16 protein-coding genes and 1 tRNA gene are annotated in these 17,783 nt (G+C 67.4%); 9 read left to right on the top strand and 8 right to left on the bottom strand.

The features are described from left to right. Positions 1–4: 4 nt before the first annotated feature. The 3 genes from AB0876_RS24045 to AB0876_RS24035 form a co-directional block, all read right to left on the bottom strand. The gene (locus AB0876_RS24045; protein WP_526043107.1) at positions 5–2,605 is read right to left on the bottom strand and encodes a LuxR C-terminal-related transcriptional regulator; all 2,601 of its coding nucleotides are present in this window, start codon (positions 2,603–2,605) and stop codon (positions 5–7) included. A gap of 122 nt (positions 2,606–2,727) precedes the next feature. Further along, complete coding sequence (locus AB0876_RS24040) at positions 2,728–3,843, bottom strand: catalase family protein (RefSeq protein WP_491840763.1); 1,116 nt, start codon at positions 3,841–3,843, stop codon at positions 2,728–2,730. Positions 3,844–3,851: 8 nt separating this feature from the next. Continuing rightward, the gene (locus AB0876_RS24035; protein ID WP_491840623.1) at positions 3,852–5,714 is read right to left on the bottom strand and encodes a peroxidase family protein; all 1,863 of its coding nucleotides are present in this window, start codon (positions 5,712–5,714) and stop codon (positions 3,852–3,854) included. A gap of 210 nt (positions 5,715–5,924) precedes the next feature. On the opposite strand from AB0876_RS24035, the gene AB0876_RS24030 reads away from it, so the two are divergent. Together AB0876_RS24030 and AB0876_RS24025 are read left to right on the top strand one after the other, a co-directional pair. Next, entirely contained in the window at positions 5,925–7,757 is a 1,833-nt protein-coding gene (locus tag AB0876_RS24030; protein WP_526043106.1) for a S8 family peptidase, read from the top strand. Positions 7,758–7,773: 16 nt separating this feature from the next. Continuing rightward, complete coding sequence (locus AB0876_RS24025) at positions 7,774–9,123, top strand: alpha/beta fold hydrolase (protein ID WP_491840625.1); 1,350 nt, start codon at positions 7,774–7,776, stop codon at positions 9,121–9,123. 9 nt (positions 9,124–9,132) lie between these two features. Here AB0876_RS24025 and AB0876_RS24020 read toward each other — a convergent pair. Then, positions 9,133–9,218: transfer RNA gene (locus AB0876_RS24020), tRNA-Leu, on the bottom strand. A gap of 88 nt (positions 9,219–9,306) precedes the next feature. On the opposite strand from AB0876_RS24020, the gene AB0876_RS24015 reads away from it, so the two are divergent. Continuing rightward, on the top strand, positions 9,307–10,641 hold the full coding sequence (locus AB0876_RS24015; RefSeq protein WP_491840626.1) for a M20/M25/M40 family metallo-hydrolase: 1,335 nt from the start codon (positions 9,307–9,309) through the stop codon (positions 10,639–10,641). Positions 10,642–10,676: 35 nt separating this feature from the next. Then, the gene (locus AB0876_RS24010; RefSeq protein WP_491840627.1) at positions 10,677–11,201 is read left to right on the top strand and encodes a YbhB/YbcL family Raf kinase inhibitor-like protein; all 525 of its coding nucleotides are present in this window, start codon (positions 10,677–10,679) and stop codon (positions 11,199–11,201) included. Between the two features lie 32 nt (positions 11,202–11,233). Here AB0876_RS24010 and AB0876_RS24005 read toward each other — a convergent pair whose 3' ends face one another. From AB0876_RS24005 to AB0876_RS23995, 3 genes are read right to left on the bottom strand one after another with little or no spacing between them, the layout of a single operon-like run. Continuing rightward, positions 11,234–12,295, bottom strand: coding sequence for a quinone-dependent dihydroorotate dehydrogenase (locus AB0876_RS24005; RefSeq protein ID WP_491840764.1), 1,062 nt, complete (start codon positions 12,293–12,295; stop codon positions 11,234–11,236). After that, on the bottom strand, positions 12,295–12,564 hold the full coding sequence (locus tag AB0876_RS24000; RefSeq protein WP_055114955.1) for a DUF5703 family protein: 270 nt from the start codon (positions 12,562–12,564) through the stop codon (positions 12,295–12,297). Before AB0876_RS24000 ends, AB0876_RS24005 begins: the two co-directional genes overlap by 1 nt. Next, positions 12,561–13,589: a YncE family protein gene (locus tag AB0876_RS23995; protein WP_491840628.1), complete on the bottom strand. Its 1,029-nt coding sequence runs from the start codon at positions 13,587–13,589 to the stop codon at positions 12,561–12,563. Before AB0876_RS23995 ends, AB0876_RS24000 begins: the two co-directional genes overlap by 4 nt. Positions 13,590–13,712: 123 nt before the next feature. Here AB0876_RS23995 and AB0876_RS23990 point away from each other — a divergent pair, with 123 nt between their 5' ends. Genes AB0876_RS23990 through AB0876_RS23970 form a run of 5 tightly spaced genes read left to right on the top strand, consistent with a single transcriptional unit; the run spans position 13,713 to position 17,073 of the window. Beyond that, the gene (locus AB0876_RS23990) at positions 13,713–14,024 is read left to right on the top strand and encodes a hypothetical protein (protein WP_064934495.1); all 312 of its coding nucleotides are present in this window, start codon (positions 13,713–13,715) and stop codon (positions 14,022–14,024) included. Between the two features lie 55 nt (positions 14,025–14,079). Then, positions 14,080–14,910, top strand: coding sequence for an undecaprenyl-diphosphate phosphatase (locus tag AB0876_RS23985; protein ID WP_491840765.1), 831 nt, complete (start codon positions 14,080–14,082; stop codon positions 14,908–14,910). Positions 14,911–14,964: 54 nt separating this feature from the next. Next, positions 14,965–15,636 (top strand): histidine phosphatase family protein, encoded by a 672-nt coding sequence (locus AB0876_RS23980; protein WP_526043105.1) that lies wholly within the window; start codon positions 14,965–14,967, stop codon positions 15,634–15,636. Between the two features lie 35 nt (positions 15,637–15,671). After that, positions 15,672–16,259 carry an Rv2134c family protein gene (locus AB0876_RS23975; RefSeq protein WP_491840630.1) on the top strand — a complete coding sequence of 196 codons (588 nt, stop codon included), beginning with the start codon at positions 15,672–15,674 and terminating at the stop codon, positions 16,257–16,259. Then, positions 16,243–17,073, top strand: coding sequence for an Rv2133c family protein (locus AB0876_RS23970; RefSeq protein WP_526043104.1), 831 nt, complete (start codon positions 16,243–16,245; stop codon positions 17,071–17,073). The genes AB0876_RS23975 and AB0876_RS23970 overlap by 17 nt, the downstream gene beginning before the upstream one ends. Positions 17,074–17,078: 5 nt before the next feature. Here AB0876_RS23970 and AB0876_RS23965 read toward each other — a convergent pair whose 3' ends face one another. Further along, positions 17,079–17,729, bottom strand: coding sequence for a DUF6891 domain-containing protein (locus AB0876_RS23965; protein WP_526043103.1), 651 nt, complete (start codon positions 17,727–17,729; stop codon positions 17,079–17,081). Positions 17,730–17,783 lie beyond the last annotated feature (54 nt).

Below are 17,783 nucleotides of genomic sequence, written 5' to 3'. Positions count from 1 at the left end.
GGTCTCATCTACCTAGGTCGTTCCACACGATCTTGGCGAGCTCGTCGCGGTCGGCCACCCCGAGCTTGATGCAGGCGCGGTAGATGTGGCCCTCCACGGTGCGGACCGAGACGGTCAGTCGTTCGGCGATGTCGCGGTTCGACATTCCCTGGGCGACCAGACCGGCCACCTCGCGTTCGCGTCCGGTCACCGGCAGGGGCCGGGCTGCCGATCGAATCGCGGGGGTGGCCGCGCCGCCGCACTTGGATGCCAATTGCAATGCGTGCGCTGCAGATTCGGTGCTGTTGCGGCGGTGTCCGGCCTTGTCGTGCAGGGGTACCGCCTGGGCGGCGGCATCCGCCGCCGACAGCAGCAGACCGGCCTCCTCGAACGCGGCGGCCACCTTGTCCAGCTCGGCGGCGTCGGCGGCGGCCACCGCGGCGGCATGCCGCGCGTAGAGGGCGGGCAGCGGGCCGTCGACCCGGTCCACGAGATCCTGCAGGCGGCGGGTCACACTGCGGTCACCGAAGCGTGCCGCGCTGTGCAAGGCCTCGGCCTCGACCGCGAACTGGCCGGAGGAATGCGCCGCATCGGCGGCAGCCCGGGCCAGGTCGATCGCCGAGCGGTGCCCGCCCTTGGCGGCGGCCAGCCAGGCCTTGGCAATCATCCGGAGCGGCTCGTGCAGCGCCATGAACTCGCCCGAGTGTTCCTTGGCGTCGTCGAGTACCCGTTCGGCGTCGGCGGGGTTACCCACCCCGGCGTAGGCGCGGGCCAGCAGTAGTCGGCCGGGCAGCTGCCAGGGCAGGGAGCTCTCGGCGTTGAGCGCGGCCAGGGCCTGCTCGATGGCCCGGATCGCGTCGCGGAACCGGCCGCTGTGGGTCGCGGCCACGCCGTCCATGATCTTGGCGATGGCCCAGCCGGCGAACTGGCCGGCCGAGGAGAACTCGGTGTACTCGGTGGCGCGTTGCTGGGCGAGTTCGAGCTGACCGGTGTAGGCCAGGGCCAGCACCTCGCCGTAGAACACCATGATCCGGACCATGCCGTCGGTGGTCTTGCGTTGAGCGCGGCACCGCGACGCGATGGGCAGGAAATCGTTGCCCCGGCCCACCAGCGGCATCGACAGGCCTGCAGCGAACGCCGCGAAATCCACGGCCTGTCGGGGTGCTTCGGGGTTCGCCAGGACCCGTTCGGCGATCTCGAGACCTTCGGGAATCTTGTTCTGGTGCACGGCCATACCGGCGCCGGTGGCGTCGACGATCAGTCGCAGGGTCGGATGGGTGACCCGCTCCTGCAGGAGGGCCTGCACCTGAGCGGCGCGCGTCACGTCGCCCAGGGACCAGAACAGGTTGGACACCCGCGGAATGCCCCACTGCACAAGTTCCATCTCGTTGAGGTCTGCGGGCGAGAACTGCTCGAGGATGCTGTCGGCCTGTGCCGGATGGCCCTGCCACAACAACGCGCGGGACAGCAGTGCGGCCGCGCCGAGTCCACCGCCGTGGTCGAAGGCGGCCCGGGCCAGTTTCTCTCCGAGTGGGAGGTTGGACAGGAAGACCGCGTCCTTGGCGGCGGTGATCAGCAGTTCGATGTCGGTACCCTGGTCACTCTCGATGGCCAACTCTGCCAACTTGATTCGGCTCGCAGGGGAGTCGAGGTTGCGCTCGTGCAGGATCTTGGCGATGCGGCCCCGCAGCTTCCGGGCGGACGCGGTGCCGACCCGGCGGCGCACCGCCTCGCCGAACAACGGGTGGCTGAAGCGTACGTTGATCTGGCCGTCGTCGGCGACGATCCGGATCAGGCCGCGCATCTCGGCCGCGTCCACCGCGTCCTCGCCGGCCAGTTCTGCCAGTGCATCGATGTCGAGTGGCTCGCACAGTGACAGCAGCTTCAGCGCGTGCAGGACATCCTCGCCGGCATGCGCCAGGCGTTCGTCGAGCAGTTCGACGAGTCCGGAGGGAATGACGGTGGGGCCGCGGAACTGCCACACCCCGTTGACCTTCGTCAGCGTGCCGGCGTCGACCGCACCCTCGACCATGTTGCGCAGGAACAGCGGGTTGCCACCCGAGGTCTCCCACATCACGTCGGCGCTGAGCCCTTCCAACGTTCCGCCGAGGACGGTCTCGATGAGCGAGATGCTCTGCTGCTTGGTGAACGGGTTGAGTTCGAAGCGCTGGAGGTAGCCGTCCTTCCACAGCGAGGTGACGGCATCGGGCACCGGCTCACCGCTGCGCACGGTGGCCACCACGTGGCCCGAGCGCTCCACGGCGATCTGGTGCAACAGTGTCGCCGACAACTGGTCGAGCAGATGCGCGTCGTCGATCCCCACGATGGTGTCGCCGTCGGCCACAAGTGATTCGCGTGCCGAGCCGATGAGGGCGATGGGGTCGCGTGACCCCGACGACGACACCCAGTGGGCGAACGCGCCGAGCGGGATGCTGCGAGACGACTCGGTGCATGCGGTCCAGTGCACTTTCCGGCTCAACGATGCGGTGACGGTGCGCGCCAAGGTGGTCTTGCCGACACCCGCAGCTCCGACGAGCACGACTCCGCAGCTGTCCGTCCCGCTGAGGGCGGCCCGAATGGCCTCGTGCTCGGCGGGCCGGTCCAAAAGCTGCCACTGACCAGGCATGAATCCTGAGTCTAGGGGTACCAGGCCCGGATCGCTGCCGAACAGAGGGTCGACAGGGCGTCGGGTGTCGGCCGTAGGGGCGAATGTTCTTCCCATTGCAAGTATTTCCCGTTCGCTGGGGCTCAGTCCGGCAGTTCGGCAATGTCGAAGGGCTCGTGTCGGTCGATGTGATTCATCTTGTGCCTGAAGTCGCTCGACGCCTCATACACCTTGCGCTTCAGCCGATTGATGGATCCCAGTGGGCGATGTGCCTCAAGGCCGCGCCACGAGTTGAACGAGAGCACGTCGTCGCCGTAGGCGCGGCGCAGCGCGCTGTACGGGTTCTGTTGGGGAAACACCACCTTGGCCACCGGAAGGTACGGGGATTTCCAGGGTTTCGTGGCGTCCTCGATCGGCATCTGTTTCGCGTCCAGACACAGTTGCACGCTGAACGTGTACTCGGCGGAGTGCTTTTCGAAGAACGCCATGATCAGATCGCGGTGCTCGTCCTGTCCGGGATTACGCGGAAGGGTCTGGTCGGCAAGCGCTTTCACCTCCGGTGAGGTCGGCTCGTACTTGAAACGTGCCACATAGTCGCCGTACCGGATCGGGGCGGAGGAGTAGAAGGTCTCGCCCAGGATGGGACGGTTCGGGGCGATGAACACGGCCAGATTCGGCGGTATCGGCAGGCCGATCTTGTTGAGCGCGCTGAGCAGTTCGCTGCCTGCCCACAGCGCGCCGTCAGACAACCGGGCGAGCAGGGTGGCGCTCAGCATTCCCAGCCTGCGGTAAGCGTGTGCATCGGCGAACAGGAATTCCTCGTGGGTGACGAGCACGAAGTCCTGCGTGACATTCGATTCGTCGGTCGGGTCCTTCATGGCGCGCTCCCCGTGCACGCCGATGGCCTTGATTCCGAGTCCACGCACGCCGCGGTTGCGGTCGCTGCGCAGTACGCCGGAGGTGGTGGAGATACGGGCGATCACCGGGTAGCTGCGCGCTTCGGCGAACATGCCCTGGGCGAGCACCTCCGGTAGATCCGGGTTGACGATGAGTTCGCCGCGCAGGATGGCGTGGCTCTTGGCGTGTGCGTCACGCAGCCCGTGCTTGAACTTCTTGTAGGCCCGTTCGTTGTTCTTGTGCAGAGACCCGATGATCTTCTCGATGTCCTCGGCCTCGTCCGCCCTGGGCTGCTCGAGATTCTCGCGGTAGGGAACCGGGCTCAGGCTTTCGACGATGCGACGTACGTCGGCGGCGGTCATGGCAGCGGTCATGCGGAGGCCTTTCTGATGGGGGAGACAGGGGACCAGGGGGCGAACGGGTTGGCCACACCGGATAGGGCGGGAGCCAGTTCGGGGAAGTGGCGTAACAACACCGAGCGCATGTCGTTGTCCCGCACCCACTTCATGCCGGCGACGGTGTAGGTCTCTTCGCGGAAGTCGGTGGTGAAGAAGCGGTCGCTTTCCAGGCGGCGGGTGGCCATCAGGATGAAGACCCGGAATGCGGTGTCGCTGAAGCCGAATCCGGATGGTTTGGGCTCGGCGTACAGGCCGATCACCAGGTCCACGAGGTCCACGTCGTCGTCGTAGATCTCGCGCAGTTCGGCCGCCAGCGCGGTGTCACCGGTCAGCTCCTCGAACGTCCTCACCGGCTTGAGCCGGAACAGCTTCCGGAACTCGTTGTACCGCGGCACCCCTCGTTCCCGGCAGCGGATCAGATCGATCGTGGCCAGGTCGATCAGGGTGCCGTCCACCCGGTGCAGGTGCTGCAGATGCCTGGGGAAGTTGTGCAGCGACAGCGCGCCGGGATGGGCGCGGCCGAAGGAGTAGAAGAGGTCGGACATCGGGGTTTCGGCCAGCCGGGCACGCACATTGAGCACCGACAGCTCGGGTAGCTCGTGCCGGGCGGTGACGTGGTCGTCGGCCAGTGCGCGGAACGTGAACTCGTCGGGGATCAACGGGTGCATCCGGTACACCGCCACGAATTCCTCGGTCAACGAGTACGGCACCCCGTGATGGGTGGTGGGCGAGCCGGGGATGCCGTGCAGCAGGGGACTGCTGCTCACGCGTCCGAAGCTTCGCCTGAACCGGGGGCCGAGCTTCTCGCCCAGCAGCCCGAACCAGTTGACCCGCATGGCTGTCACCGTTGTCGGGTGCGCGATGATGGCCGGGGTCCAGTCCACGGTGTGGATCTTCGCCATCAGGGCGGAATTGACCAGCCGCGCCTTGTCGTAGAGCTGTTGGCCGGTGAGGTACGGGTACTTCTGCGCCAGGTGGTCGCAGATGGCGTTGTGCTCGCGCATGAACAGCGAGTGCAGTAGTGCCAGGCCCACCCAGAAGTTCCCCGCGGTGCCGGTGAGGTCGGCGGTGGCCTCGACCTCGGCGGGCGGCAGGCCGGACTCGTCGATGCGCAGCTTGCCGCCGTCGGGTGCACGCAGGGCGCTGGCGAATGCCGGTGTGGTCCCGTAGATCTGGGACGCGTCCCACCAGTGCGACTCCTGGGTGACGAAAGTGGGCGGGCCGGCCGGCCCGGGCTGAGGGTCCGGCGGTGTGCGCTCGACGCGCATCGGTCGCTGGGGCCACGGATCGTCGTCGAGCAGCGGCACCACCCAGGGTTGGGTGGCGACCGAGCCGTGGGCGAACCAGTCGTGCACCTCGAACTGAATCCACGCGGCGGCCAGCAGGTTCAATGTGGTCGCGGGCTGAAAGCTGTCGCGGGTCAGCAGGCTGCGGCTGATCAACCGTGGATTGGGGTCGAGCAGTCGCTGGTCGGATTCCGGATAAGAGTGTTCCGGCGGGACGTTACGGCCGAACCGGCAACCCACGGACCCCATGCCCGGGACTTTGAGATCGTTGTAGGACCCGTCGCGGGTGCGCGCGCCCAGATAGTTGCCGGCCCCGGCAGGACCGCCCGGCGGTATCGGGCCCGGTTCAGCGGCATACAGATTCGACGTTCGCAGCTGATGGCGCAGTCCGATCAGGACGGCCAGCCCGATCGCCTTGGGCAGTCGGGCCCAACCCACCGTCTGATCGATGTACTGGGCGACGCGGGCCGCGAAGGTGGCCGTCAGCGATCGCGACCGGGACCAGACTGCGGCGACGAACGCCGGCGTCTGTCTCGCCGTGGTCACCATTCGTTGTTTCCCTCCGGCCGAAATATCGAGCCTGTCGGCCTCGATTGTTGTTCACGGAAGCAGAAATGACATGAGTAGTCGGCTACTCGAACCGGCACCGACGCTTCGCCGAGTATCGAGTAGTCGAATACGCGTGTGCGCGTGGCTCGGCTGAGCGACGATCAATCGACGCAGGAAAACCTGGGGTGGTTGATTATGCCGAGGAGTGCGGTGAGTTCAACGGGGGAAGACTGGGCGGATCGGGTGCTCAGTGCGCTGGGGGATCTGGACGACGCCGGCACTACCGCAGACATGGCACTGCTGACCGAGACGGTCGCCGCCAAGTTCGCATCGAGGTTCGACGAGCGCGACCGACAGTACGAGAAGGACAAACCCTACTGGCACAACCGCGTTCACGATGCCGTCACCGGACTGCGCCGACGGAAGCTGATCGCCCCGAAGGCGCCGAAGAGCACGACGGTGCAACTGACCGACACCGGCCGTGCCGCTGTTGCGGACGCCCGCGAACGGGCCGGGTCCGCAACCGGGCCGGCGGTGCGGGCCGTGGCTCCCACGGATCTACCGCCACCCCAGGTCGGAACTCCGGAACCACCCAAACGCGACCCGGTTCTGGCCGGCGTCGTGACCGCGCCACTGCGCACAGCGATGGCCCAGGCGGACGGCACCACGGCCATACCGATCATGGTCGAGCTCAACCTCACCTTCCAGCCGTCGGTGGCCGACGCGATCGAGCGGGTGAGACGGCTGTGGGAGATGGTCGGCGGGGCGGGAACTCCGGTGCCGCTGGCCGATCAGTTCATGGCAGGCGACCTCACGTCGGACCAGATCAAATCGCTCGTGTCCGCCGACGCCGTCCCACAGACCTGGGCCGGGCGGGCGATCTACCGGATCTGGCCGGACTTCGAGGTGCACACCCAGATCGACGCCTCCTCGACCACCATCAAGGCCGTCGCCGCGCAGCGGTCGTTCGACAGCTTCGGGGAGGGGATCGTCTGGGCCGTGGTCGATTCCGGGATCGACGAGACGCACGCGCACTTCGCGGAGTACCAGAACCTGCGTCATCCGTCGGTGGTCGATCTGCACCACGACTTCACCGGCGGCGACGCTCCGCTGACCGACACCGATGGGCACGGCACGCACGTGGCCGGGATCATCGCCGGAGGCCTGGTGGGTCGCAAGCCCGCTGATGTCGTGGTGGTCGAGAAACGGCTCAATGACCCTGAGCATGGCGGCGATCCGATCACCGCACCGCGCACGGTCTCGGATCCGGACCGCTTGGCGGGTATGGCGCCCAAGGCCAAGTTGGTGAGCCTCAAGGTGCTGGGCCCCGGTGACCAGACCTCTCGGGTGAGCCGGGTCATGCAGGCGCTGGCCTATGTCAGGAAGCTCAACGCCGGAAGTGAGCGGGTACCGCGGATACACGGCGTGAACCTCAGCCTCGGATACGAGTTCGACGCCGAGTGGTATGCCTGCGGGCAGAGCCCGATGTGTATCGAGGTCGACAAGACCGTGCGCTCGGGCGTGGTGGTGGTCGTGGCCGCGGGCAATTCCGGCTATGTGTCGCTGAATACGGCATTCAGCAAGGATTCGGTGAAGTTCACCGCGGACATGACGATCAACGATCCCGGCAACACCGAAAGCGCCATCACCGTCGGTTCCACACACCGAAGTTCGCCGCACACCTTCGGTGTCTCGTACTTCTCCTCACGTGGCCCCACCGGGGACGGGCGGCGCAAGCCAGACCTGGTCGCACCGGGTGAGCGCATCACCTCGGCCGCGGCCGGGGAGCGCCGGGAGGCCGTGACCAACCAGATCGACGTCAAGCCCGGCGTGCCGGTGTACGTCGAGGAAAGCGGCACCAGCATGGCCGCACCGCATGTGTCCGGAGCGATCGCGGCGTTCCTGTCGGTGCAGCGCGAGTTCGTCAGTGAACCCGAGGCCGTGAAACGCATCTTCGTCGAATCAGCGACCTCACTGAACCGCGACCCCGCCTTCCAGGGCAGCGGCATGGTCGATCTCATGCGTGCACTGCAATCCGTCTGACCTGAAGGGGACTGAAATGACCAACGATGTGGCAGAACGGATCTGGCGGCTGGTGTTCGACGCCGAGGGTGATCCCGATCCAGCGGTGCTGGCCGATCTCAAGGGCCGGATCGGTGCTGCGGGGCTGACCGATCTGATCATCTTCTCCCACGGCTGGAACAACGACGAAGCGGCTGCCAAGTCGTTGTACGAGCGGTGGTTCGGGCTATTGGCCCCGCAACTCGACCCGGCGCGTGCGGTCGGGTTCGTCGGGTTGCGGTGGCCGTCGCAACTCTGGCGTGACGAACCGATCCCGGATTTCTCCGGGGCGACGGCACACGACGGCGGGGGCGCCGCCGCGCTGGGAGACGAGGTGGCGGTGGTGCCCGCCGGGCCGGCGACCATCGAACCGGCGCAGCTCGACGAGCTCAAGGACCTGTTTCCCGACGGCAAGGAACAATTGGACGCCATCGCAGGCCTGTTGGCGGCGCCGCCGAGCAGCGATCGGCTGCCGGAACTGCTCGATGCGCTGCGCGCGTTCAGCGCCGCCACCCAGACCGGCTTCAACGACGGCGAGGTTGCCGCCCCGGACGCCGGGCCGGGGATGCTCGACGAACACCAGGACCCGGAGCAGCTGTTCACCACCTTTGCCGACGAATTATCCAATGCCGGTATGCAATTCGATGACGATGGGGGTGGGGGAGCGGCCGGCCTCGGTGACATCGCGGGGCGGCTGTGGCACGGCGCCAAGGAGGCGCTACGGCAGTTGAGCTACTGGAAGATGAAGAACCGTGCCGGCGTGGTGGGCCGGCGCGGACTGGGCCCCGTCGTCGATGCGTTGCACGCGGAGTTCCCCGATCTGCGGATTCACCTGGTCGGGCACAGTTTCGGGGCCCGGGTGGTGTCCTACGCCATCGCGGGGATGAGCGAGGTGCAACCCTCACCCGTCAAGGCGGTGACGCTGCTGCAGGGCGCGTACTCCCGGTTCACCTTCACCGAGCGGTTGCCGTTCCGGAAGGGTTCCGGTGAGTTGGTCGGCATGCTCAACCGCATCGACGGCCCGCTGACCGTCTGCTTCTCCAGCCATGACCGGGCGCTCGGCACGTTCTATCCGCTGGCCTCGGCAGCGGCGGGCGAGGACGCGGCCGGGGCCGAGGATCCATTGTTCCGGTGGCGGGCCATGGGATCGCACGGGGCGTACCAGTCGCAGACCCAGAGCCTGGGCACCGTGAATGCGACCTACCCGTTCCAGCCCGGCCAGATTCTGAATCTGAATTCGTCGGAGGTGGTGGCCAAGGACGACGGCCCATCGGGCGCGCACAGCGACATCTTCCACGAGGAATTGACCTGGGTTGCCGTCGCCGCCGGGAAATTGAACCCGGCTTGATTGATTGTGTGTCCGAGGGGGGACTTGAACCCCCACGCCCGTTAATAGGGCACTAGCACCTCAAGCTAGCGCGTCTGCCATTCCGCCACTCGGACTCGACCGACCACTCGGGGTCGGGCGCCTAAGGTTATCGGATCGAGTGCCCTAGACCCAAACCGGCGTCTCGGTGGTACGAATGTGACTGTGACTGTCCCCGCTTCCAGCGCGGACGAGGTAGTCGATCTCGTCAGTGCGCTCATCCGATTCGACACCTCCAACACCGGTGACCCGGCCACCACCAAGCCCGAAGCGGACTGTGCGGAATGGGTGGCCGACCGCCTCCGTGAGGTCGGCTACACGACCGAATACGTCGAGGCCGGGGCCCCCGGCCGCGGCAATGTCTTTGCCCGGCTGCCTGGTGCCGACCGGTCCCGCGGCGCCCTGATGATCCACGGGCACCTCGACGTCGTGCCGGCCGAGCCCGCCGACTGGAGCGTGCACCCGTTCTCGGGTGCCGTGAAGGACGGCTATGTCTGGGGCCGCGGCGCGGTGGACATGAAGGACATGGTTGGGATGACCATTGCGGTGGCCCGGCATTTCAAACGGTCCGGCATCGTCCCGCCCCGCGACCTGGTGTTCGCGTTCGTCTCCGACGAGGAACACGGCGGCACCTACGGCGCCAATTGGCTGGTGGACAACCGGCCCGACCTGTTCGACGGCGTGACCGAGGCCATCGGCGAGGTGGGCGGCTTCTCCCTGACCGTGCCCCGCAAGGACGGCGGGGAGCGCCGGCTCTACCTGATCGAGACCGCCGAAAAGGGACTGGCCTGGATGCGGCTGACCGCCCGCGGCCGCGCCGGTCACGGCTCGATGGTGCACGACGACAATGCCGTGACGGCCATCGCCGGCGCGGTGGACCGGTTGGGTCGCCACCAGTTCCCGCTGGTGCTCAACCCGGCGGTGGAGGAATTCCTCACCGCGGTGGCCGAGGAGACGGGCTACGACTTCGACGTGAACTCGCCGGATCTGGAAGGGACCATCGCAAAGCTCGGCGGGGTGGCCCGGATCGTGTCGGCCACCCTGCGCGACACGGCGAACCCGACCATGCTCAAGGCGGGCTACAAGGCCAACGTCATTCCCGCATCGGCGGAGGCCGTGATCGACTGCCGGGTCCTGCCGGGCCGCAAGGAGGCCTTCGAGCGCGAGGTCGACGAGTTGATCGGCCCCGACGTCACGCGCAGCTGGGAGCGGGATCTGCCGTCGTACGAGACCACGTTCGACGGTGATCTGGTGGACGCGATGAACGCAGCGATCCTGGCGATGGATCCCGAGGCCCGCACCGTGCCCTACATGATGTCGGGTGGGACGGACGCGAAGTCGTTCCAGCGGTTGGGGATTCGCTGCTTCGGCTTCGCCCCGCTGCGGCTGCCGCCGGACCTGGACTTCGCGGCGCTGTTCCACGGCGTCGACGAGCGGGTGCCGGTGGACGCGCTGCAGTTCGGCGCGGGCGTTCTGGAACACTTTTTGCGGAACTGCTGACCGCACTACGACACGAGCTACGACGAGAGGGAACCATGACCGCATCTCCGTACGACAACCTGCCGAAGCTGCCGACGTTCACCCTGACCTCCGAATCGGTCACCGACGGTCAGCCGCTGGCCAACGACCAGGTCAGCGGGATCATGGGAGCCGGCGGTGAAGACGTTTCGCCGCAGCTGAGCTGGTCGGGCTTCCCGGCGGAGACCAAGAGCTTCGCCGTCACGGTGTACGACCCCGACGCGCCGACCGCCTCGGGCTTCTGGCATTGGGCGGTGGCCGATCTGCCCGCCACGGTGACCGAGCTGCCGGCAGGCGCCGGCGACGGGGGCGACCTGCCCGGAGGCGCCGTCACGCTCACCAACGACGCGAGCCTCAAGCGCTACCTCGGTGCGGCACCGCCCGCCGGTCACGGCCCGCACCGCTACTACATCGCGGTCCATGCGCTGCCGGTGGAATCGTTGGAGCTGCCCGAGGGCGCCACCCCGGCCTATCTGGGCTTCAACCTCTTCGGTCAGGCGATCGCCCGCGCCGTCATCCACGGCACCTATGAACAGCACTGAGCAGAAGTAGCAATTCTGCGGGCGCGGTGGGGTCAGCGTGCAGCTGATCCCACCGCGTCGCTCAGCGACGCGAACCCGCCGGCGTGCAACCGGTCGGCGACGCCGTCGTGAATCTGCTTGGCCCACAATCCGCCGCCGTAGATGAACCCCGTATAGCCCTGGAGAAGCGTCGCCCCGGACGTGATCCGCTCCCAGGCGTCGTCGGCGGTTTCGATGCCGCCGACGCTGATCAGCACGAGCTTGTCACCCACCCGACGGTACAACTGGCGCAGCACCTGCAGGGACCGGTGCGCCACGGGGCGTCCCGAGATCCCGCCGGTGCCGAGATCCGCGACGCCGGGCGTGGCGAGCCCGTCCCGCGAGATGGTGGTGTTGGTGGCAACAATGCCTGCCAAGCCGAGTTCGACTGCCAGGTCGGCGATTTCGTCGATGTCGGCATCGGAGAGGTCCGGGGCGATCTTGACCAGTACGGGCTTGTGCGTCTCGGCCTTGACCGCGGCCAGGATCGGCCGTAGCGATTCCACGGCCTGCAGATCCCGCAGTCCGGGGGTGTTGGGGGAGCTGACGTTGACGACGATGTAGGCGGCGAGTGCGCTCACCAGTCGGGTGCTCTCGGCGTAGTCGGCCACCGCGTCCTCGGGGGGCGTCACCTTGGTCTTGCCGATGTTCACCCCGATCGGCACATCGGGGGTGTGCTGGGCCAGCCGGATGGCCAGGGCGCCGGCGCCCTCGTTGTTGAAGCCCATCCGGTTGAGCAGCGCATGGTCGTCGGGCAGCCGGAACAGCCGCGGCTCGGGATTACCCGGCTGCGGTTGCGCCGTGACGGTGCCGACCTCCGCGTAGCCGAAGCCGAGCGCGCCCCAGGTCTCCAACCCGCGGCCGTCCTTGTCGAACCCGGCGGCCAGCCCCATCGGACCCGGGAACCGCACTCCGAACACCGTGCTGGCCAGTGCTGGATCGGTGGGCGCCAGCCGTCGCTCCAGCGCCCGACGCAGGAAGGCGGGACCGGTGACGGTGCGCAGCAGGGTGAACACCCACAGGTGGATCCGTTCCGGGGGCACCAGGAACAGCGCCCGCCGCAGGGCCGCGTAGATCACAGCGACGGCGCCTGGGGTGTGCCCGGCATGGATGACGCGGATTTCTTGCGGCGCAACAGCACCCGTCGGCTCCCATCTGTGTAGGCCCGCACCCGGGTCAGTTCCCAGCCGCGGTACTCCGCCTCGATCGACAAGCGGATCGAGGCGCTGATCCTCGTGACATCCGGCGGTAGCCGCAGCGGAATCCAGTCGTACTCCTCGGAATGGTCCTCGGCGACGACCTTGTCCCATCCCGGGGGCATGCGGCCCTGCTGGATGGTGGTCATCGGCGACCCGACGCGCTACCGATCACCTGAACCCCCGCTCCCGACCCCGACACCACGTAGAGGGTGTCGGTCTTGTCGTCGTAGGCCAGGGAGTTCGGTTGCTGCACGGTTCGATAACGCACCTTTTCCACCGGTATGCCGGTGGAAAGATCGTAACCAATCACGTTATTGGTCGCGGTTTGCGACACCCAGGCCAGCTTGTCGGACCCGACCAGGCCGTAGGGCGCGGCGGGCACCGGGTAACGCTGCCGCATGATCAGGGGATCTGCGCCGAACACCAGTAGCTCGTCGCCGCGGGTGTCGGCGACGAGGACCCGCCCGCGCGCGTCGGCGGCCAAGGTGGTGGCGCCTTCGCCGGCCCGCAGCGCCTGTGCGGCCTTGGTCCCGCCGGGATTGACGGCCGTCACCGAGGTCTGGCCGCGGTCGAGAACCACGGCCGTGTTTCCTTGTGTGACAAGCGAATCGACCCGCGCGAAGATCTTGAGCTGGGCAGCCACGGTGTGGTCGCTGCCCAATGTGTAGACCGCTCCGTCGGCGCTGCCCAGCACCGGATTGCCGTCGGCGCGCAGCGCGATCGCCGTGAAGTCGACGCCCTGCGCGCCGTCCACGTCGATTTTGCTGGGCTTGGCGTCGGCCAGGCCGACCCGGAAGTATCCACCGCGGGTGGATGCCAGGACATCACCCTTGCCGTCGACGCTGAGCGCGGTGGCCGCGGGCATCAGCGTCACCTCGCGCGTTGGGCGGCCGGCGGCCAGCAGGCTCAGCGTCGACTGACCTTCGGACGCCGGGGCCAGAACGGCCAGGGTGCCGGTTGCTGGGTCGAATACCGCACTCACAGCATGCCCGCGTAATTGTCGGATCTGACCGTCCGGCGTGGCGGTGACAGGAGGCGAAACCGCAGCCTGAGCGGGCTCGATGGTGGGCGGCGGGGTGTCGGCGGGGTTGGACGTGCAGCCCGCGGTGAGCAGCAGGGCCAGCGCAACGAGGCCGGCGCGAACTGGCTGACCTGCAAGGATTGGGCGCAACGGAGGGCTCTCGGTCGGAATCGGATGGTCGGTGACGTGCAGGAATCCAGTCTAGGCATGGCGCTGGATCTGAAATGGTCGCGTCTGCAACCATCGCGGCATAAGTAGAGGTATGGTTCGACCATGACCCTCGCGGCAGACCGGGAACTGGGCACTCGAGAGTTTGCTATGGAGGATATTTCCACTGGTGTACACGCCAGTGGGTTTGGCCAAGTTGGCGATGGCCGGAGTTTTTCTTTCCACATCGAACGTCAGCAACTCGTGATCGAGGTCTACCGTCCGCGGCTGTCCGGACCGGTTCCGGTCGAGGACGATGTGGTGGCCATGGCCACCCGCAAACTGACCGACATCGACCTGTCTGATGAACGCAGCCTCTCGGCAACGGTCCGGGACGCGGTAGCCGACGCGCAACGGGTTTCGCGCGCCACTCGCTGACGCATCGCACTGCCCGCGTCACGGTACGGTCGTCGTCGTGACTGACGTCGGTGCCATGTCCTGGCTGCAAGTGGTTGTGTTGTCGATTGTCCAGGGGCTCACCGAGTTTCTGCCGGTCTCGTCCTCGGGACACCTCGCGATCACCTCCCGGGTGTTCTTCGACGACGACGCGGGCGCGTCGTTCACGGCGGTCACCCAGCTGGGCACCGAGCTGGCGGTGCTGGTGTACTTCGCCAGGGATATCGGCCGGATCATCAAGGCCTGGTTCGCGGGGCTGTTCAATGCGGCACACCGGTCCTCCGACTACTGGCTGGGCTGGTGGGTGATCATCGGCAGCATTCCGATCGGAGTGTTCGGCCTGCTGTTCAAGGACGAAATCCGTACCGGCGCACGGAATCTGTGGTTGGTGGCCTCGGCGCTGATCGTGTTCTCGGCAGTGATCGCCGCGGCCGAGTACTACGGCAGGCAGGTTCGCCGCGTCGAGCAGCTGACCTGGCGCGACAGCATCATCGTCGGCCTGGCCCAGTGCCTGGCCCTGGTACCGGGGGTCTCCCGCTCGGGCGCGACCATCAGCGCCGGGCTCTTCCTCGGCATGGAGCGCGAGCTGGCGGCCCGGTTCGGCTTCCTGCTCGCGATCCCCGCGGTGTTCGCCTCCGGCATCTTCTCGCTGCCCGACGCCTTCCACCCGGCCGGAGACGGAATGAGCGCCAGCGGCGCCCAACTGCTGGTGGCCACCGTGATCGCCTTCGTCGTCGGCTTTGCGGCCATCGCCTGGTTCCTGAAATTCCTGGTGTCGCACAGCATGTACTGGTTCGTCGGCTACCGGGTGGTGCTGGGCGCGGTGGTGCTGGCCCTGCTGGGTACCGGGGTGGTCGCAGCGCAGTGATCCCGACCGTGCAAGCTGAACTGTGACCGACGAGCGCTGGCGCAAGGAGCCGATATGACCGTGATCCTGCTGAGGCACGGCCGCTCGACCTCGAACACCGCACACACGCTGGCGGGCCGGAGCGAGGGCGTCGACCTCGACGAGCGCGGTACCGACCAGGCCGCCGGCCTCGTCGCGCGCATCGGGGAGCTGCCGGTGACCGCGATCGTGCACTCTCCGCTGCTGCGTTGTGTGCGCACCGTGGCGCCGCTGGCCGAGGCGCTGTCCTTGCAGCCGATCGTCGACGAACGGCTGACCGAGGTGGACTACGGCAGCTGGACCGGGCGCGCCATCGGTGAACTGGTGAAGGATCCCCTGTGGTCGGTGGTCCAGCAGCAGCCCAGCGCGGCGGTGTTCCCCGAGGGCGAGGGGCTGGCTCAGGTTCAGGCCCGGGCGGTCGCCGCGGTGCGCGAACGCGACCGCGCGCTGGCCGAGGAGCACGGCGCCGACGTGCTGTGGCTGGCCTGTACGCACGGCGACGTGATCAAGGCGGTGCTAGCCGACGCGTTGGGGGTGCACCTGGACGGATTCCAGCGCATCACTGCCGATCCGGCATCGATGAGCGTGATCCGCTACACCGAACTGCGCCCGTTCGTCATGCACATCAACCACACCGGGACCCAATTGAGCGCCGGGCTGGCCGCCAAACCCGCCACCGACGCCGTGGTGGGTGGGTCCACCAACTGACCAGCGGTACCGATACCGGTATTTTGGAAGGTGCCATGTCCCGCGCAATTCACGTCTTCCGCACACCCGACCGTTTCGTGGCCGGGACCGTCGGCCAACCCGGTAACCGAACTTTCTACCTGCAGGCTGTCCATGACAAGCGGGTGATCTCGGTGATCTTGGAGAAGCAGCAGGTCGCGGTGCTGGCCGAGCGTATCGCGGCATTGTTGACCGAGATCAACCGCCGCTTCGGCACACCGATCCCGCCCGACACCGGTGAAGTCAGTGATCTACTGCCGCTGGTCACTCCGGTCGACGCCGAGTTCCGGGTCGGGACGATGGGGCTGGGTTGGGACTCGGAAGCGCAGACCGTGGTGGTCGAGCTGCTGGCGGTCTCTGAAGGCGAGTTCGATGCCTCGGTGGTCCTCGACGATGCCGAGGACGGTCCCGACGCGGTGCGGGTGTTCCTCAGCCCGGAGTCGGCCCGGGAGTTCGCCACCCGATCCAATCGGGTGATCTCGGCCGGACGCCCGCCCTGCCCGCTGTGCGATGAGCCACTGGATCCCGACGGCCACATCTGCGTGCGTACCAACGGCTATCGGCGCGGTGAGGTGGCCGGGTCCGAAGATGACGCAGATTCCTAGCCCCGATCCCGACCCCGACGATGACGCGGTCCTGGCCGACGGTGAGTTGACGGTGATCGGCCGCATCCGGTCGGCCAGCAACGCCACCTTCCTGTGCGAGGCCAACCTGGGTGCGCGGCAGGTGCACTGCGTGTACAAGCCGATCCGCGGTGAGGCGCCGCTGTGGGATTTCCCCGATGGCACCTTGGCGGGCCGTGAGCTGGGCGCCTACCTGGTATCGGCCGCATTAGGTTGGGATGTCGTGCCCCGCACCATTATTCGTGACGGACCGGCCGGTCCGGGCATGCTGCAGCTGTGGGTGGACCAGCCGGGAGATCAGGTGGGCGACGAGCCCGATTCCGGCCCGGACCTGGTGGACCTGTTGCCGGCCGGGCACCTGCCGCCGGGCTTCCTGCCCATCCTGCAGGCCTACGACTACGCCGGCGACGAGGTGACGCTGGTGCACGCCGACGATCCGCGACTGTTCCGGATGGCCGTGTTCGACGTGCTGATCAACAACGCCGACCGTAAGGGCGGGCATATCCTGGCCGGTCTCGACGGCGCGGTCTACGGCGTGGACCACGGGGTGAGCCTGCACGTCGAGGACAAGCTGCGGACCGTGCTGTGGGGCTGGGCCGGCAAGCCCGTCGACGACGAAACTCTGGCCGACGTCACCGCGCTGCGTGACGGGTTCGGTGACCTGGCAGAGCAGCTGTGCGCACACATCACGGACGCCGAGATCGCCGCGTTGCGGTCCAGAATCGTTGGGCTACTGGGCAATCCGTTGATGCCGACGCCGGACCGGCATCGGCCGATCCCGTGGCCCGCGTTCTGACCAGGTCACTGCGGTAGCGGTTTACGCCACTGCGGCAGGCTCAGTTCGATCCGTTCCGCCGGCGACTCCGACCAGCTGGCCGCCAGCCCGTGACTGGCAGCCAACTCCACGATGCGCTTGCCGACGATGACATCGGTCTGGGCCAGCGCCTCGTCCTGTGCCGCCTCGTCTCCGTTCGCTGCGGCGCTGCGGATCGCGTCGGGCAGCGTCGGGTGCGGGTTGAACGAGCCGAATCCCAGGTACAGCGTCGCGTCGGGGTAGCCGAGATCGAATGCGTCCTGCTGGTGGAAGTAGACGTAGCCGACCTCGCGGACGCCATCGGGCGGAAGCGGTGTGGCTTCGGCGGCGATGTCGTTGGACGCGCAGGTTGCGCAGCAGGTGAAGCACATGCGGGCCACGATCGATTCGGATTCCAGCTGGTCGAAGATGCGTTGCAGCCGCCCATAGTCGCCGGTATCGGGCCAGCGGGCCTGCTCGGTGAGCCGGTCCGCCCACATTGTGCGCACCAGGGTGGTCACCTCGTCGCGATGCTCGTCGAGACCCTCGCTGCGCTCGAACGCCCACTCGGTGATGTCGGCGAGTGTCCAGAAGCCCGCCACCAGATATGGCGTGACGTAGGCGATCAGGTCGCGTCGGAGGGTTTCGGGCAAGCTCATGATTCCGAATCTAAGGCCACCCGGGCCGCGTCTTGCGCACCAAATCCTCGCGCG

It is taken from the genome of Mycobacterium sp. NPDC049093, assembly GCF_040704635.1.
In the GTDB taxonomy this organism is placed as follows: Bacteria; Actinomycetota; Actinomycetes; order Mycobacteriales; family Mycobacteriaceae; genus Mycobacterium.
This window is presented reverse-complemented; position numbering and strand designations above follow the sequence as displayed.

Coding starts and splice junctions, on each gene's coding strand:
- AB0876_RS24045 (WP_526043107.1), bottom strand. CDS start 2,605: ATGCCTGGTCAGTGGCAGCTTTTGGACCGGCCCGCCGAGCACGAGGCC.
- AB0876_RS24040 (WP_491840763.1), bottom strand. CDS start 3,843: ATGACCGCCGCCGACGTACGTCGCATCGTCGAAAGCCTGAGCCCGGTT.
- AB0876_RS24035 (WP_491840623.1), bottom strand. CDS start 5,714: ATGGTGACCACGGCGAGACAGACGCCGGCGTTCGTCGCCGCAGTCTGG.
- AB0876_RS24025 (WP_491840625.1), top strand. CDS start 7,774: ATGACCAACGATGTGGCAGAACGGATCTGGCGGCTGGTGTTCGACGCC.
- AB0876_RS24010 (WP_491840627.1), top strand. CDS start 10,677: ATGACCGCATCTCCGTACGACAACCTGCCGAAGCTGCCGACGTTCACC.
- AB0876_RS24000 (WP_055114955.1), bottom strand. CDS start 12,564: ATGACCACCATCCAGCAGGGCCGCATGCCCCCGGGATGGGACAAGGTC.
- AB0876_RS23990 (WP_064934495.1), top strand. CDS start 13,713: ATGACCCTCGCGGCAGACCGGGAACTGGGCACTCGAGAGTTTGCTATG.
- AB0876_RS23985 (WP_491840765.1), top strand. CDS start 14,080: ATGTCCTGGCTGCAAGTGGTTGTGTTGTCGATTGTCCAGGGGCTCACC.
- AB0876_RS23980 (WP_526043105.1), top strand. CDS start 14,965: ATGACCGTGATCCTGCTGAGGCACGGCCGCTCGACCTCGAACACCGCA.
- AB0876_RS23975 (WP_491840630.1), top strand. CDS start 15,672: ATGTCCCGCGCAATTCACGTCTTCCGCACACCCGACCGTTTCGTGGCC.
- AB0876_RS23970 (WP_526043104.1), top strand. CDS start 16,243: ATGACGCAGATTCCTAGCCCCGATCCCGACCCCGACGATGACGCGGTC.
- AB0876_RS23965 (WP_526043103.1), bottom strand. CDS start 17,729: ATGAGCTTGCCCGAAACCCTCCGACGCGACCTGATCGCCTACGTCACG.